At 72.1% G+C, this 15,546-nt stretch carries 14 protein-coding genes; 5 read left to right on the top strand and 9 right to left on the bottom strand.

Translation table 11 applies throughout. From position 1 onward, the window contains the following. Positions 1-98: 98 nt before the first annotated feature. On the bottom strand, positions 99-1,742 hold the full coding sequence (gene pgm, locus GA0070558_RS15555; protein WP_091280206.1) for a phosphoglucomutase (alpha-D-glucose-1,6-bisphosphate-dependent): 1,644 nt from the start codon (positions 1,740-1,742) through the stop codon (positions 99-101). A gap of 84 nt (positions 1,743-1,826) precedes the next feature. Then, positions 1,827-3,059 (bottom strand): glucose-1-phosphate adenylyltransferase, encoded by a 1,233-nt coding sequence (gene glgC / locus GA0070558_RS15560; protein ID WP_091280210.1) that lies wholly within the window; start codon positions 3,057-3,059, stop codon positions 1,827-1,829. A gap of 71 nt (positions 3,060-3,130) precedes the next feature. Here glgC and glgA point away from each other — a divergent pair, with 71 nt between their 5' ends. After that, positions 3,131-4,345 carry a glycogen synthase gene (gene glgA, locus GA0070558_RS15565; RefSeq protein WP_091280213.1) on the top strand — a complete coding sequence of 405 codons (1,215 nt, stop codon included), beginning with the start codon at positions 3,131-3,133 and terminating at the stop codon, positions 4,343-4,345. Positions 4,346-4,356: 11 nt separating this feature from the next. On the opposite strand, the gene GA0070558_RS34875 is transcribed toward glgA, so the two are convergent. Together GA0070558_RS34875 and GA0070558_RS15575 are read right to left on the bottom strand one after the other, a co-directional pair. Then, positions 4,357-5,577: a helix-turn-helix domain-containing protein gene (locus tag GA0070558_RS34875; RefSeq protein ID WP_305119941.1), complete on the bottom strand. Its 1,221-nt coding sequence runs from the start codon at positions 5,575-5,577 to the stop codon at positions 4,357-4,359. Next, positions 5,574-5,771 (bottom strand): hypothetical protein, encoded by a 198-nt coding sequence (locus GA0070558_RS15575; protein WP_091280298.1) that lies wholly within the window; start codon positions 5,769-5,771, stop codon positions 5,574-5,576. The genes GA0070558_RS34875 and GA0070558_RS15575 overlap by 4 nt, the downstream gene beginning before the upstream one ends. A gap of 198 nt (positions 5,772-5,969) precedes the next feature. On the opposite strand from GA0070558_RS15575, the gene GA0070558_RS15580 reads away from it, so the two are divergent. The 4 genes from GA0070558_RS15580 (at position 5,970) to glgB (ending at position 12,176) form a co-directional block, all read left to right on the top strand. Continuing rightward, positions 5,970-6,206: a winged helix-turn-helix domain-containing protein gene (locus GA0070558_RS15580; protein ID WP_077937113.1), complete on the top strand. Its 237-nt coding sequence runs from the start codon at positions 5,970-5,972 to the stop codon at positions 6,204-6,206. Positions 6,207-6,847: 641 nt separating this feature from the next. Then, the gene (locus GA0070558_RS15585) at positions 6,848-7,990 is read left to right on the top strand and encodes a sulfotransferase family protein (RefSeq protein WP_091280301.1); all 1,143 of its coding nucleotides are present in this window, start codon (positions 6,848-6,850) and stop codon (positions 7,988-7,990) included. Positions 7,991-8,049: 59 nt separating this feature from the next. Beyond that, the gene (locus GA0070558_RS15590) at positions 8,050-10,086 is read left to right on the top strand and encodes an alpha-1,4-glucan--maltose-1-phosphate maltosyltransferase (RefSeq protein WP_091280303.1); all 2,037 of its coding nucleotides are present in this window, start codon (positions 8,050-8,052) and stop codon (positions 10,084-10,086) included. Continuing rightward, on the top strand, positions 10,074-12,176 hold the full coding sequence (gene glgB, locus GA0070558_RS15595) for a 1,4-alpha-glucan branching protein GlgB (protein ID WP_091280306.1): 2,103 nt from the start codon (positions 10,074-10,076) through the stop codon (positions 12,174-12,176). The genes GA0070558_RS15590 and glgB overlap by 13 nt, the downstream gene beginning before the upstream one ends. A gap of 46 nt (positions 12,177-12,222) precedes the next feature. Here the strand turns inward: glgB and GA0070558_RS15600 are convergent, their stop codons facing one another. The 5 genes from GA0070558_RS15600 to GA0070558_RS15625 form a co-directional block, all read right to left on the bottom strand. Continuing rightward, positions 12,223-12,522 carry a helix-turn-helix domain-containing protein gene (locus GA0070558_RS15600; RefSeq protein ID WP_091280308.1) on the bottom strand — a complete coding sequence of 100 codons (300 nt, stop codon included), beginning with the start codon at positions 12,520-12,522 and terminating at the stop codon, positions 12,223-12,225. Further along, entirely contained in the window at positions 12,519-12,857 is a 339-nt protein-coding gene (locus GA0070558_RS15605; RefSeq protein WP_218107000.1) for a type II toxin-antitoxin system RelE/ParE family toxin, read from the bottom strand. The genes GA0070558_RS15600 and GA0070558_RS15605 overlap by 4 nt, the downstream gene beginning before the upstream one ends. Positions 12,858-12,991: 134 nt before the next feature. Then, positions 12,992-13,954 (bottom strand): DUF6346 domain-containing protein, encoded by a 963-nt coding sequence (locus GA0070558_RS15610; protein ID WP_141722219.1) that lies wholly within the window; start codon positions 13,952-13,954, stop codon positions 12,992-12,994. 154 nt (positions 13,955-14,108) lie between these two features. Next, positions 14,109-14,366, bottom strand: a complete 258-nt coding sequence (locus GA0070558_RS15615; protein WP_091280317.1) for a hypothetical protein — start codon at positions 14,364-14,366, stop codon at positions 14,109-14,111. Between the two features lie 392 nt (positions 14,367-14,758). Further along, on the bottom strand, positions 14,759-15,232 hold the full coding sequence (locus GA0070558_RS15625; RefSeq protein WP_141722220.1) for a hypothetical protein: 474 nt from the start codon (positions 15,230-15,232) through the stop codon (positions 14,759-14,761). Positions 15,233-15,546 lie beyond the last annotated feature (314 nt).

Genomic DNA, 15,546 nt, shown 5'->3' on the forward strand with positions numbered 1-15,546 from the left:
CCTTCCCCCGCGGCCCGGGCGCTCGACGGCCCGGGTTCCGCTAGGGGTAACGGAGCACGCCCGCTCGGGTTATCCGGACGCCCCGGTCGTGCGCCGGCTCACGCCTGTCCGAGCACCGCCGTCACCAGTTCCTTGGCCTCCTCCTGGATCCGGGCCAGGTGCTCCGGGCCCTGGAACGACTCCGCGTAGATCTTGTAGACGTCCTCCGTGCCCGACGGACGGGCCGCGAACCAGCCCGACTCCGTCGTCACCTTCAGCCCGCCGATCGCCGCCCCGTTGCCCGGCGCGGCGGTCAGCGTCGCCGTGATCGGCTCGCCGGCCAGCTCCGTCGCCGTCACCTGCTCCGGGGAGAGCTTCGCCAGCACCGCCTTCTGCCGCCGGTCGGCCGGGGCGTCGATGCGGGCGTACGCGGGGGCACCGAAGCGCCCGGCCAGCTCCGCCCAGTGCTCGCTGGGCGTCCGGCCCGTCGTCGCGATGATCTCGGCGGCGAGCAGGCAGAGCAGGATGCCGTCCTTGTCGGTGGTCCAGGTGCTGCCGTCGCGGCGCAGGAACGACGCCCCCGCGCTCTCCTCGCCGCCGAAGCCGACCGACCCGTCGAGCAGGCCCGGGACGAACCACTTGAACCCCACCGGCACCTCAAGCAGCGTCCGGCCCAGGTCGGCGGCGACCCGGTCGATCATCGAGGACGACACGAGGGTCTTGCCGACCGCCGCGTCGGGGCCCCACTCGGGCCGGGTGCGGAACAGGTGCCCGATGGCGACGGCGAGGTAGTGGTTGGGGTTGAGCAGGCCCCCGTCGGGCGTGACGATGCCGTGCCGGTCGGCGTCGGCGTCGTTGCCGGTGGAGACCTGGTAGTCGGCGCGGGCGGCGATCAGCGACGCCATCGCGTTCGGCGAGGAGCAGTCCATCCGGATCTTGCCGTCGCCGTCGAGGGTCATGAACCGCCACGTCGGGTCGACCGTCGGGTTGATCACCGTGAGGTCGAGCCGGTGCCGCTGCGCGATCTCCCCCCAGTATTCGACGCTGGCCCCGCCCAGCGGGTCCGCGCCGATGCGCACCCCGGCGGCGCGTACGGCGTCGAGGTCGAGCGCGGCGGGCAGGTCGTCGACGTAGTGGGCGAGGAAGTCGTACGTGCCGGTGGTGTCGGCGGCGCGGGCCCGCGCGTACGGGATGCGGTTGACCTCCTTGAGCCCGGCGGCGAGGATCGCGTTCGCGCGGTCCTGGATCCACCTGGTCACGTCGGCGTCGGCGGGGCCGCCGTGGGTCGGGTTGTACTTGAACCCGCCGTCGTCGGGCGGGTTGTGCGACGGGGTGATCACGATGCCGTCGGCGAGCCCCGAGGTGCGGCCCCGGTTGTGGGTTCCGATGGCGTGCGACACCGCGGGGGTGGGGGTGTAGCCGTCGCGGCTGTCGAGCAGCACGGTGACCCCGTTGGCGGCGAGCACCTCCAGCGCGTCGACGGCCGCCGGGGCGGACAGGGCGTGGGTGTCCCGGCCGAGGAAGAGGGGCCCGTCGAGGCCCTGCTGGCGGCGGTAGTCGCACAGCGCCTGGGTGACGGCGAGGATGTGGTCGGAGTTGAACGCGTGGCGCAGGCTCGACCCCCGGTGCCCGGAGGTGCCGAAGGAGACCTGCTGCGCCGGGTCGTCCGGGTCGGGATGCTCGGCGTAGTAGGCGGTGACCAGCCGGGGCACGTCGACCAGGTCGGTGGGCTCGGCGGGCTGACCGGCGCGGGGGTGGGCCACTGCTGCAACCTCCAGGGACGCTACGGACGATGGGTCTTCCCGGCGCGGGCCGGGCTCACACGCGACACGACAAGTGTGGATGGTTCAGGGCTCGACCCGCTGCCCCTTGCCGATCACCACGATGCCGTTGTCGGAGACCGTGTAGCGCTGCCGGTCCTTCTCGAGGTCGACGCCGATCTCGGCCCCCTCGGGGACGATCACGTTCTTGTCGAGGATGGCCCGGCGGACCACGGCGTGCCGGCCGATGTCCACGCCCTCCATCAGCACCGAGCCGTCGACGTGCGCCCAGGAGTGCACCTTGACCTTCGGCGAGACGATCGAGTTCTCCACCAGGCTGCCGGAGACCACCGCGCCGGGCGACACCATCGAGCCGACGGCCCGGCCGACCCGCTCGCCCCACTGGTGGACGAACTTCGCCGGCGGGTACGGCGGCTGCTCGGTGTAGATGGGCCACTCGAAGTTGTAGAGGTTGAACACCGGGTGCACGTTGATCAGGTCCATGTGGGCGTCGTAGAACGAGTCGAGCGTCCCCACGTCCCGCCAGTAGCCGCGGTCTCGGTCGGTGCTGCCCGGCACCTCGTTGTCGCGGAAGTCGTAGACGTTGGCCTCGCCGCGCTCGACCAGCATCGGGATGATGCTGCCGCCCATGTCGTGCTTGCTGGTCTTGTCCTCCGCGTCCTGCTCGACGGCCTCCAGGAGCGCCTTCGTGGTGAAGACGTAGTTGCCCATCGAGGCGTAGATCTGGTCGGGGGCGTCGGGCAGGCCGACGGCGTCGGTGGGCTTCTCCCGGAACGCCCGGATCCGCCGACCGTCGGCGCCGACCTCGATCACGCCGAACTGGTCGGCCATCGACAGCGGCTGCCGTATGCCGGCGACGGTCACCCCGGCGCCGGAGGCGATGTGGTCGTCGACCATCTGCCGGGGGTCCATCCGGTAGATGTGGTCGGCACCGAAGACGATCACGTAGTCCGGCTGCTCGTCGTGGATCAGGTTGAAGCTCTGGTAGATCGCGTCGGCGGAGCCGGCGAACCACCAGGGGCCGCGCCGCTGCTGCGCCGGCACCGGCGTGACGTAGTTGCCGAGCAGCGTCGACATCCGCCACGTCATGGTGATGTGCCGGTCCAGCGAGTGGGACTTGTACTGGGTCAGCACGACGATCTTGATGAAGCCGGCGTTGGCGAGGTTGGACAGGACGAAGTCGACCATGCGGTACATCCCGCCGAACGGGACGGCGGGCTTCGCCCGGTCCGCGGTGAGCGGCATCAGGCGCTTGCCCTCTCCACCGGCCAGGACGATCGCGAGCACCTTGTCAGCCATGCCCAGACGCTAACCATCCGCGTGCGACTTCACCACTCGTACGGACGGACTTCTGCACTAGGGTGCGGGGCATGACCGCCGCCACCCCCGCCACCGGAGCACTCCGCGTCGATCTGCTCACCCGCGAGTACCCGCCGGAGGTGTACGGCGGAGCCGGCGTGCACGTCGAGTACCTGGCCCGCGAGCTGCGCCGACTGGCCGACGTGCGGGTGCACTGCTTCGGCGCGCCGCGCAGCGAGCCGGGCGTCACCGCGTACGCCGAGCCGGCCGGCCTCGCCGGCGCGAACGCCGCGCTGCGCACCATGGGCGTCGACCTGGAGATGGCCGGCGCGTGCGCCGGCACCGACGTGGTGCACAGCCACACCTGGTATGCCAACCTGGCCGGGCACACGGCGAAGCTGCTGCACGGGGTGCCGCACGTGGTCACCGCGCACAGCCTGGAGCCGCTGCGGCCGTGGAAGGCCGAGCAGCTCGGCGGCGGCTACGCGCTCTCCTCCTGGTGCGAGCGCACCGCGTACGAGGCGGCCGACGCGATCATCGCGGTGAGCGCGGGCATGCGCGCCGACGTGCTGGCGGCGTACCCGGCGGTGGACCCCGACCGGGTGAAGGTGGTCTACAACGGCATCGACACCGCCCAGTACGCCCCGGACCTTGGCACCGACGTGGTGGACCGGCTCGGCATCGACCCGGCCCGCCCCAGCGTCGTCTACGTCGGGCGGATCACCAAGCAGAAGGGGCTGCCGTACCTGCTGCGGGCCGCCCGGGAGCTGCCGGACGACACGCAGCTCGTGCTGCTCGCCGGGGCCCCCGACACGGCGGAGATCGCCACCGAGGTGGAGGGCCTCGTGACCGAGCTGCGGGCGAAGCGCTCCGGGGTCATCTGGGTGGCGGAGATGCTGCCCAAGCACGAGGTGATCCAGGTGCTCACCCACGCCACGGTCTTCGTCTGCCCGTCGGTCTACGAGCCGATGGGCATCGTCAACCTGGAGGCGATGGCCTGCGAGACGGCGGTGGTGGCCACCGCCACCGGCGGCATCCCGGAGGTCGTCGCCGACGGCGAGACGGGGCTGCTGGTGCCCATCGAGCAGGCCGCCGACGGCTCGGGCACGCCGCTGGACCCGCAGCGGTTCGTGGCCGACCTGGCGGCGGCGATCAACCGGGTGCTGGCCGACCCGGCGAAGGCCGCCACGCTGGGCAGGGCCGGGCGGGTCCGGGCGGTCGAGCACTTCTCCTGGGACGCGATCGCCGCCCGCACCGTCGAGGTCTACCGCTCGGTCGGCGCGTAGGGAAGATCCGGTCAGGTGACGCCGAGGGTGGCGGCGAGCCGCGTCAGGGCGGCCGGGGCCGCCGCCGACCGCGCCACGACGCCGACGAGGTCTCTCGCCGCCGGCCGGTCGTGCACCTCGCCCCGGGCGGTGCGCTCCGCGTCCAGCACCGCCCGGCCCGCGCGCAGCCCGTCGCCGGCCGAGCCGTACAGGCGGGCCACGTCCAGCAGGTACGCGGCCCGGTGCTCGGGCGGCAGCCACCGCCACCCGTCGCCGGCGATCAGCCTCTCGTGGCGTACCGTCGCCGCCGTGACCTGGCCGAGCGCGGACCCGGCGACCACCCGGGCGGCCTCGACCGCCGCCCACCCGAAGCCCTCGCCGCCGGAGCCGGAGCTGCCCCCGGGCTCGGCGGACCGGGCGGCCTCATCGGCCCGGCCGAGCAGCTCGCCGGCGGCCCGCTCGTCGCCCCGGCCGGCGGCGGCCAGGGCGGCCTGGATCAGCAGCGCCCCGCGCACGGCCGGGCCGTCGGCGGGCGCGGCACCGGACAGGCAGGGCCCGACGCGGTGGGCGGCCACGACCGCCGCCTCCACCGCCGACCGCAGCCGGCCACTCGCCCGCAGGGCCTGACACAGCGGTACGGTCGCGGCGGCGGCCAGCCACGGGTCTGCAGCGGCCGTGGCGACGGCCAGGCCCCGGTCGGCGGCCAGCCACGCGAGTTCCCCCTGGCCGACCTTCACGAGCACCAGCGCGACCAGCCCGTACCCGGACGCCAGCAGACCGTCGGCCGGCCGGCCCGGACAGGTGGCGCGCGCCTCGCGGGCGGCGTCGAGGAGGCCGGGCAGCAGGGCGAGCAGCTCCGGGTACCGGGCGTGCCGGTAGCTCTGCTCCGCGTGCCCCAGCCGGGCCCGCACCTGCGCCACGTCGGGCGGCCGGGCCGGGGCCGCCACGTGGTAGCGGGCGAGGGCGGCCCGGACCCCCTCCACGCCCCGCGCCACACCCGCCGCGGCCCGGTCCGCCGGCGCGGGTCGATCCGCCAGCAGCATCTCCAGGTCGATCCGGAGCGCCTCGGCGACCTCCCGCAGGCTGGACACCCGCTCCAGCCTGCGCACCCCGCGTTCGACCTTGTCCACCCAGCTCTTCGACTTGCCGAGGCGGTCGGCGAACTGCTGCTGCGTCATGTTGCGCCGCACCCGCCAGTGGGCGACCCGGCGGCCGACCGGCAGCTCGTTCACCCGCCGGGCCGTCCCGCTCACCCGAGGACCCCGAGAACCAACAGCACGAGTACGACCACCGCGATCGTCGCGCCGTAGGCGTGCTGCCGCCGGCTGACCGGCGCGCGGGCGGGCCTGGGCGGGCCGGGCACCCGGTCCCCGTCGGGTTGTGGAGGCCGGCCGTCGGGCATCGGGCGCGCCGGCGGCAGCGGCCCGTCGTGCGGGCGCTCACGCATCTGTGCCTCCTTCGGGATCAGGGGCTGTCAGGGGGCGGGGCGCACGGGGGTCGCCCCGCCCGGGTGAGAGGCACTCCGTTTGCTGACGAGAGGCCCTCATCCGCAACCTAGAGTGCAGTGAGTACAGAGTCAACCCAACATGCACAGAATGCTGTGTCGGGTGGCATGCTCGGAGGGCTGACGAGAGGTGGCCCCGCCATGCCCAGACAACCCGTTTACGAGCAGGTCATCGACGATGTCACCGCGTCGATCCGAAGCGGCACGCTCAAGCCCGGCGACAAACTGCCCTCCATCACCGAGTTGTGCGAGCAGTACCGCGCCAGCGCGACGCCGATCCGACTGGCCCTGCGGATCCTCGACGAGCGGGGTTGGATCGAGGTGCACCAGGGCAAGGGCTCGTTCGTGGCGCAGAGCCCCCCGGCGACAGCCGGGTAGATCTTGGTAAGTTTCGGCCCCCAGAGGGGCCGTTTGATACCAAGATCCACCACCTTGGGGAGCACGAGTCGCCGGGCGATCCACGCGCCTGCGACCGGGGTGGAGCGAGGCGGTCAAGCAGGGCGGCCATCAGCCGGGGTTGCGCCCCACTCCGCCACTCCCACCGTCGCCACTCCCACCGCTTTCGCTCGCCACCGCCCCCACTCGGTACGAACCACCACCCAACGTCACCATCGCCGAGCAAGCACCACGCATGGACGCGCCCTTTGCTCTGCACCCACATACGCAACGCTCACGCAGCGCAACACCCCCTCCCACCCCTCCAAGCATCCACATACTTAATAGAAGCAGCTAGAACCGGGTGCTGCGTCGATGGGTGCAGAGCAAAGGAAGGGCGAAGGGTTGAGTTTGGTCGGGCAGGGGTCACCGACAGTAGGACCCGTCGCACCATTCGAGCCCAGCCGCACTCACACCACGGAGCGTGAACATGCCGCAGGTCGCGAGCCACGCGATGCAGCCGCGGGACCACGGGATCGGAGCCCGGCACGACACCCCGCCCGCCACCCACGGGGGCATCCACCGGCTCAGCGCTCCGCGAGGGCTTGATCGCGCACCGTGATTCCGCGTAGCGTCTGGCGTCGATGGATACGAACGGGTCCGCGCAGGTGCTGGACATCCTCGACAAGGTCGCGCCGGCCGAGTTCGTCCCGGCCAGCCCGCACAACTTCGTCGTACGACCGGGCGGCTCGGTGCCGGCGGAGAGCCTGCTCGGCGACCCCGACGTCAGCCTGCACTGCCTCGACGACGAGCACCGCCTCGCGTACTTCGTGCAGGCCCCGCCCGGGGTCGACCTGGCCGGCGGGCCGTTCCTCTACCTCGACCAGTACCGGGCTGCGCGGCGGCTGGTCACGGTGTCCTACGAGACCCTGCACCGGCTCGCCGACGGCCTGCCCGACCCGGCGCGGCTGGTCCTGGTCTACTCCGTCGGGCGCTGCGGGTCGACGCTGCTCAGCAGGGCGTTGGGCGAGGTGGCGGGGGTGCGCAGCTACTCCGAGCCCGATGTCTTCACCGAGATCGCGCTGCTGCGGCACGAGGACCCGGGCCGCGACGCGGAGTACGCGCGGCTGATCCGCAGCTGCGTCCGCGTCCTCGGCAACGCCGGGAGCAACACCGGGAGCGGGGGCGCCGAGACGCTGGCGGTCAAGTTCCGGGCCAGCGGCATCCAGCTCGGCGACCTGTTCCACGAGGTGTTCCCCGCCGCCCGGGGCGTGTTCCTGCACCGCGACGCGCGCCCGTGGCTGGAGTCGATGCACCAGGGCTTCACGCCGCACCTGCCCGACCCGGGGGCGCAACTGGCGTTCCTGAAGTACGTGCTGGCCCAGGCCCCGTTGATCATGCCCTTCGTCGCCCGGCACGAGCGGCAGCCGACGCCGACGGAGGCGTACGTGTTGACCTGGTTGTCGGTGCTGGACCGCTACCGCGCGCTGCGCCGCGCCGGGGTGCCGCTGCTGCCGGTGGCCTACGAGGCGCTCGCCGCCGACCCGAAGGCGACCCTCGCCGCCGTGCTGGACCACTGCGGCCTGCCGGCCGGCGGCGTCGACGCGGCGTACGCGACCCTCTCGGCCGACTCTCAGGAGGGCACCGTGCTGTCCCGGGCGAGCCGCCGCAGCAACCCGGCGGCGGCCCTGGCCGCGGAGGACCATGCGCAGGCGCGGGCGGTCCTCGCGGAGCATCCGGTCGTCGGCCCCGACGATCCGCTCGTGCGGGGATTGATCGAGCCGTAGCGGGATCCGGGGGGAGCTTGCCCGCGCGCGAGACGATCTCGCACAGGTAGGTTGACAGGGTGACTGGACGGTTCCCGATCGAAGACGTGTCCCCCGCCGTCTCCTGCGGTCGCTACCCGGCCAAGGCGGTGGTCGGCGAGGCGGTGCCGGTGTCCGCCTGCGCCTACCGGGAGGGGCACGACGCGCTGGGCTGCAACGTGGTCTGGCTCGGCCCCGACGGGCGGGCCCGGCCGTTCACCCGGATGCGCCCCGGCGAGCCCGGCCACGACCGGTGGCACGCCACCATCCGCCCCGACGCCGTCGGCGAGTGGACCTTCACCGTCGAGGCGTTTCAGGACCCGTACCTGACCTGGCAGAACGCGGTCACCAAGAAGATCGCCGCCGGGCAGGGCGCGGCGGAGCTGGCCAACGACCTGGCCGAGGGCGTACGCGTGCTGACCGCCGCCCTGGCCGTGGTGCCGGCGGGCGACGTCGCGCGGGTCAAGGCCGCGGTGGCCGCGCTGGACGACGACGGCCGGGAACTGCCCGCCCGCGTCGCCCCGGCCCTCGACCTGGCCGACCTGCTCTGGGCGCACCCGGTCCGCGAGCTGGTCACCACCGGCGACGAGCACCGGCTGTGGGTGGACCGCCCCCGGGCACTCTTCTCCGCCTGGTACGAGTTCTTCCCCCGCTCCGAGGGGGCGATCCCGGCGACCGTGGACGCCCCGGCCCGCTCCGGCACCTTCACCACCGCGATGGACCGGCTGCCCGGCGTCGCGGCGATGGGCTTCGACGTGCTCTACCTTCCGCCGATCCACCCGATCGGCCGGGTCAACCGCAAGGGCCGCAACAACGCGCTCACCGCCGGGCCCGACGACGTGGGCTCGCCGTGGGCGATCGGCGCGGCCGAGGGCGGCCACGACGCCATCCACCCCGATCTGGGCACGCTGGAGGACTTCCGCGACTTCGTCGCCGCCGCCGCCGAGCAGGGCCTGGAGGTGGCGCTGGACCTCGCCCTGCAGTGCGCGCCGGACCACCCGTGGGTCACCGAGCACCCGGAGTGGTTCACCACCCGGGCCGACGGCAGCATCGCGTACGCGGAGAACCCGCCGAAGAAGTACCAGGACATCTACCCGCTGAACTTCGACAACGACCCCGAGGGCATCCGGGCGGAGATCCTGCGGGTGGTGCTGCACTGGGTCGGCGAGGGCATCCGGATCTTCCGGGTGGACAACCCGCACACGAAGCCGTTCGACTTCTGGCACTGGCTGATCGCCGAGGTGAAGAAGGTCGACCCGGACGTGCTGTTCCTCGCCGAGGCGTTCACCCGGCCGGCGATCATGAACGGGCTCGGCAAGATCGGCTTCACGCAGTCGTACACCTATTTCACCTGGCGCACGACGGCCGCGCAGATGCGGGAGTACTGCGAGGAGCTGGTCGCCTCCGCCGACCACATGCGGCCCAACTTCTGGCCCAACACGCCCGACATCCTGCACGAGTCGTTGCAGCACGGCGGCCCGCCGATGTTCAAGATCCGGGCGGTCCTGGCGGCGCTGCTGAGCCCCTCCTGGGGCATGTACGCCGGCTTTGAGCTGTTCGAGCACGTGGCCCGCCCCGGCGCGGAGGAGTACCTCGACAACGAGAAGTACGAGCTGCGGCCCCGCGACTGGGCCGGCGCGCAGGCGCAGGGGCGGTCACTGGCCCCCTTCATCGCCACCCTCAACCGGGTCCGGCGCGACAACCCGGCCCTGCACCGGCTGCGCAACCTCGTCTTCCACGACATCGACAACCCGGCGCTGCTGTGCTGGTCCAAGCACGACCCCGACACCGGCAACACGGTGCTCGTGGTCTGCTCGTTCGACTCGCAGACCGTGCAGTGGGGCAACACCACCCTGGACATGCCGGCGCTGGGCCTCGACTGGGCCGACCGGTTCACCGTGCACGACGAGCTGACCGGCGCGGTCTACGACTGGGGGCAGCGCAACGCCGTGCGGCTCGACCCGTACCTCCAGCCCGCGCACGTGTTCACCGTGCGCCGGCCCGCCACCGCAGACACCGCCCCCACCACCGACGCCGTTGCTGCTGCTGACAAGGACGAGCCACGATGGACGAGCTGATCGCCGGCACCGCGCACGACCCGCACGCCGTGCTCGGCGCGCACCCCGCCGACGGGCGCACCACGATCCGCACGCTGCGCCGGGGCGCCCGGCGGGTGAGCGCCGTCGTCGGCGGGCAGCGGTACCCGATGACCCGGGTGCATGACGCGGGCGTGTTCGAGGTCGTCCTGCCGGGCACCGTGCTGGACTACCGGGTCGACGTCGACGGCGCGCTGCGCGACGACCCGTACCGGCACCTGCCCACCCTCGGCGAGCTGGACCTGCACCTGATCGGCGAGGGCCGGCACGAGCGGCTGTGGGAGGCCCTCGGCGCGCGGGTGCTCGACGCGGGCGTCGCGTTCGCCGTGTGGGCGCCCAACGCGCGCGGCGTGCGGGTCGTCGGCGACTTCACCGGCTGGAACCCCGACGACGGCTGGCCGATGCGGTCGCTGGGCTCCAGCGGCGTGTGGGAAATCCTGGTGCCCGACGTGCCGGCCGGCGCGAAGTACAAGTACCGGGTGCTGGGCGCCGACGGGCGGTGGCGGGACAAGGCCGACCCCCTCGCCGCGTACGCGGAGGTGCCGCCGGCCACCGCGTCGGTGGTGCACCGCTCGGCGTACGAGTGGGCCGACGACGACTGGCTCGCCCGGCGGGCGCGGCGGCAGCCCCACCAGGAGCCGATGAGCGTGTACGAGGTGCACCTCGGCTCGTGGCGCCCTGGCCTCGGCTACCGGGAGCTGGCCGAGCAGCTCACCGCGTACGTGACGGAGCTGGGCTTCACCCACGTGGAGTTCCTGCCCGTGATGGAACACCCGTTCGGCGGCTCCTGGGGCTACCAGGTCACCGGCTACTACGCGCCGACGTCCCGGTTCGGAAACCCCGACGACTTCCGGCACCTCGTCGACACGCTGCACAACGCCGGCATCGGGGTGATCCTGGACTGGGTGCCCGCACACTTCCCGAAGGACGAGTGGGCCCTCGCCCGCTTCGACGGCACCCCGCTCTACGAGCACCCCGACCCGCGCCGCGGCGAGCACCCCGACTGGGGCACGTACGTCTTCGACTTCGGCCGCCGCGAGGTGCGCAACTTCCTCGTCGCCAACGCGCTGTACTGGTGCGACGAGTTCCACATCGACGGGCTGCGGGTCGACGCCGTGGCGTCGATGCTCTATCTCGACTATTCCCGGCCCGAGGGGCAGTGGGCCCCCAACGTGCACGGCGGCCGGGAGAACCTGGAGGCGATCGCCTTCATGCAGGAGGTCAACGCCACCGTCTACAAGCACCACGCCGGGGTGGTGATGATCGCCGAGGAGTCCACGGCGTGGCCAGGGGTGACCCGGCCCACCGCCGACGGCGGGCTCGGCTTCGGGTTCAAGTGGAACATGGGCTGGATGCACGACACCCTGCTCTACACGTCGAAGGACCCGATCTACCGCCAGCACCACCACCATCAGCTCACCTTCTCGCTGGCGTACGCGTGGAGCGAGAACTACGTGCTGCCGATCAGCCACGACGAGGTGGTGCACGGCAAGGGCTCCCTCGTCGCGAAGATGCCCGGGGACACCTGGCAGCGGCTGGCCAACGCGCGGGCGCTGCTGGCGTACATGTGGGCGCATCCGGGCAAGCAACTGCTGTTCATGGGCTGCGAGCTGGGCGACGACCGGGAGTGGAGCGAGGAGCGCGGCCTCGACTGGTACCTGCTGCACGACCCCGCGCGGGCCGGCGTGCAGCGCCTCGTCGGCGACCTCAACCGCGTCTACCGGGACACCCCGGCGCTGTGGGCGCAGGACACCACGCCGGCCGGGTTCCGCTGGATCGCCGGCGACGACGTCGCCCACAACACGGTGTCGTTCGTGCGGATCGCCCCCGACGGCGCGACGCTGGTGTGCGTGGCGAACTTCTCGGCCCTGCCGCTGGAGGACTACCGGGTCGGGCTGCCCGCCGCCGGAACGTGGACGGAGGTGCTCAACACCGACGCCCACCACTACGGCGGCTCCGGGGTGGGCAACCTCGGCGAGGTGCACGCGCAGGGCGTGCCGTGGCACGGGCTGCCGGCGTCGGTGGCGCTGCGGGTGCCGCCGCTGGGCGTGCTCTGGCTGCGCCGCGACTGACCCCGCGCTCAGCCGGAGCTGCGGGCGGGCCGTGGTCCGGCGGGGATCAGGCCGCGTCCGCCCGGGGCGCGAACGTGACGTCCAGTCTCATGTTCAGCGCCCTGGCCAGCCGTTCGAGCACCGTCAGGGTCGGCACCGTGCCCCCGGCCTCGAAACGGGCCACGGCGGACTGCGTCATGCCTGCGGCACGGGCGAGCTCGGTCTGGCTCCAGCCGTTTCGCTCACGCAGTTCCCGGACCGTCTGCCCGAGCTCGAAGGCGATCCGTGCCGCCTCGTAGGCGTCTGCCGCCCCGGGCTCGGCGAGGCGTCGCTCACGCAGTTCGTTCCAGTCGTTTCGATCGTTCATCGCTTCGCCCCCTGGTGCACAGTGTGTCGCTCCGCCACGCATCGTTCCAGCGCCCGTCGCGCCCGCTCGACCTCGCGGTCCTCCCGCATCCGGGTCTTCCGAAAGACGGTCAGCAGGATGACGCGCCGATCCGTGGCGATCCAATAGGTCACCCTGACCGGGTCGCGATCCAGGTAGAACCGCAACTCGCGCAGCTTGCCGTCGAGTTGCCTGGTGTACGGTTCGCCGAGAAGCGGCCCTCGCCCGCCGAGCAGGTCGACGTAGAAGGCCGCTCTGGCGAAGTGTGCTGTCGACAGCCCCTCCAGCCAATCGCGGACTTCGGGTTCGAGTTCCACGCTACCCCATGCCATAGCATCGATGCTATGTAACCAGGTCAGGTGACGCTCGGAGCGCGGCCCGCGTGTCGCGCCTGACCCAGCGCCGCCCGAGCCGCCTGCCGGGCGGGCCACGCTTACCGCCCGGCCGGCGGCTATCCGGTGCGCCCCGTCACGCGGATCCTGCCCGAGAGGCCGAGCACCGTCGGGGCCACGTACTCCAACTCGACGGTCTCGCCCGCGCCGACGGTGACCTCGTGCTCGGCCACGGCGAAGTCGTCGGTGCCGCCGAAGGGCACGACGACCCGCACGCTGCTCGGGCCGGCGGGCACCGCGAACTCGTGGCTGCCCCAGCCGGGCACAGGCACCTCGACACCGGCGAGCAGCAGCCGCGGCCCGGTCGACCGGTACAACTCCGCGAAGGGACCGTCGGGACAGGTGAAGGTGATCCGCAGGCACGGGCTCGTCGGCCCAGGGTAGGGGTCGGGGCGATTCGTCAGGCTGACCGGCAGCGGCACGACCCTGTTGCGCCGCGCCTCGCGGCGGTTCAGCCAGGCGTAGTAGCGCGGAACGCCGACGACTGATCGGAGCAGGGAATACCAGACGCCGAAGATCAGCATGATGGTCAGCGCGATCCGTAGCATGCCCAGGATCGTCACGGCCAGCGCCCACACCCGGGACACCGGCCGGCCGTACCGGCAGTCGGTGTTGCCCTTGCCGAAGCACGCCTCCCGGAAGTCGACCGGCCCGCCCCGGTCGGCCGGGGTGACGGCGGAGTTGCGGGTGACGATCCGCACCTCGCGCCCGTCGCCGGTCCGGACGGTCACCGCGCAGTGCCACCAGTAGCCGAAGCCGTCGCCGCTGACCGGCCCGACCCGCCGGCACTCCCCCACCGTGGCCTGCGCCGGACGCTCTGCCGGGGTGGACTTCACCATCCCCGTGCCCGAATAGAAGCCCGTCATCGTGTTGAACACCAGCCACGAGACGACGATGGCCACGGCGCAGGCGACCGCCACCCCGAACTGCGTCAGCCGACCCCAGAACGGCCCGCGTCGCTCGTACGCGGCGATCTGCTCGCGCTGCATCGCCGCGGTCTCCTCGGGAGCGGTCAGGCTCACCACGGTCCCCCTGTCCGGCCGCCGCCGTCGGACGGTCGACCCGTCGCGTTCCCCGAGACTGCCCGCGCGCTCTCGCCTTCGTCGATGAACATCACGACGAGATTCGCCAGGAGCCAGGTGATAGCCGAGGACGGCCTCCCCCGACTGGGCACGCTCATGCCTGCGACGCGAGCAGGTACGCGCCGCCGGTCAGGGCCACCACACCCAGCAGCACCATCAACATCCCGAAGGCCCGGTCGAACAGGATGAAGCGATCCCGAGGTCGCTCGTCGGCTCGCCTCATCCTTCCGCCGAGACCGATCGGGCGCACGAGGCGTTGGGCCAGCTCGATGTGCCGGGCCGCGATGCCCCGGTAGTCAGCCGCGAGAGCCAGACCCGTCACGATCAGGAGCAGTCCGAAGGAGACTGCCACAACCGCTCGCCCCACGATGACACCTCCGTGTACGGGGGCGGGCTCCGGTGCCGGCCCAACATCGATCAACTCTTCGGAATGAGCACGGCACAGAGCACCCGTCGCACTACCCGGCGGACCCGTCTGCCTTGCGGGGGGGGGGGGAACAGGCGGCCGTGCAGCCGAAGGTACCTGGGCGCACCAAGGACAGCCCTGACGACGGCAACGACCAGGGTGGACAGCAGCAGGAAGGTTCCCACCGCCGCCATCATCAGCAGGATCGAAACGACCACGTTCCGCACGCGATGTCCGACAGGGCCCGGACCCGCCCACATCCGCAGCTCGCGCTCACGGATGTCGGCGCTCTGGAAGCTCGCGTCGAACGAACGCGCCGCACGTTGACAGTCCGGATGTCAGCACTTGAGGAACCTCACGGTATAGCCCTCGTCGGGGTCACTCTCGTACCCGAAGAGCCCGACCTCCCCTTCATCCGTCCTACGAACGATCAGCTCACCGGACGGCGGGTTCACGGATGATCCAAGCTTGTCGAACTCCAGGCGGACCCGGGGCGACGTCGCAGTTTCGCCGAAGGTCCAGCTGCCATTACCGCCCGCGGGTTGCACGCCCCCGTAGTCCCGGTCAAGGAGATAGCCCTCGACCAACTCGTCATCCTCGTGCAGGACCGCGAAGAAGTCACGCGACAACCTGACGAGATCGAACTTCCCGCCGGCCTCGACGGTCAGCAGATCGCCACCGCCCGAACACCATTCTCCGGTCACTTCCTCCGCCAGGATCGGCGGCGACGCCTGACTGCAGGCACCGACAAGGGCACCCACGGCCAAACAAACTACCGACATGAGTGAGGCACTGATCTTGCCGATGGTCATCACCCGCTCCACCCGCCGCGACGGTGCATCAGCCCTCGATCGCGCGCTAGCCACCTCCGCCGCAAACTCGAAGTAGTTGCATATCAAGCCTCGGACGTTTCTCTGATGCTTGGCCAGGTACGCCGGGCCCTCGGAACCGCAGGGACGGTGGTGCGGGCCGCCCTAGGGTGGGCCCGCACCACCGTGTAATGACGTGATCTCAACAAGAATTCGGTAGGTATCGGTGTTCGTAGTGGGTGAGGTGGAGGGCGGCACGGACGATGTCGCCGAGGCTGCGTGGGCTGGCGGTGCTGTGGCGTAGCGTGCGCCAGCGG

Source organism: Micromonospora haikouensis (assembly GCF_900091595.1).
In the GTDB taxonomy this organism is placed as follows: Bacteria; Actinomycetota; Actinomycetes; order Mycobacteriales; family Micromonosporaceae; genus Micromonospora; species Micromonospora haikouensis.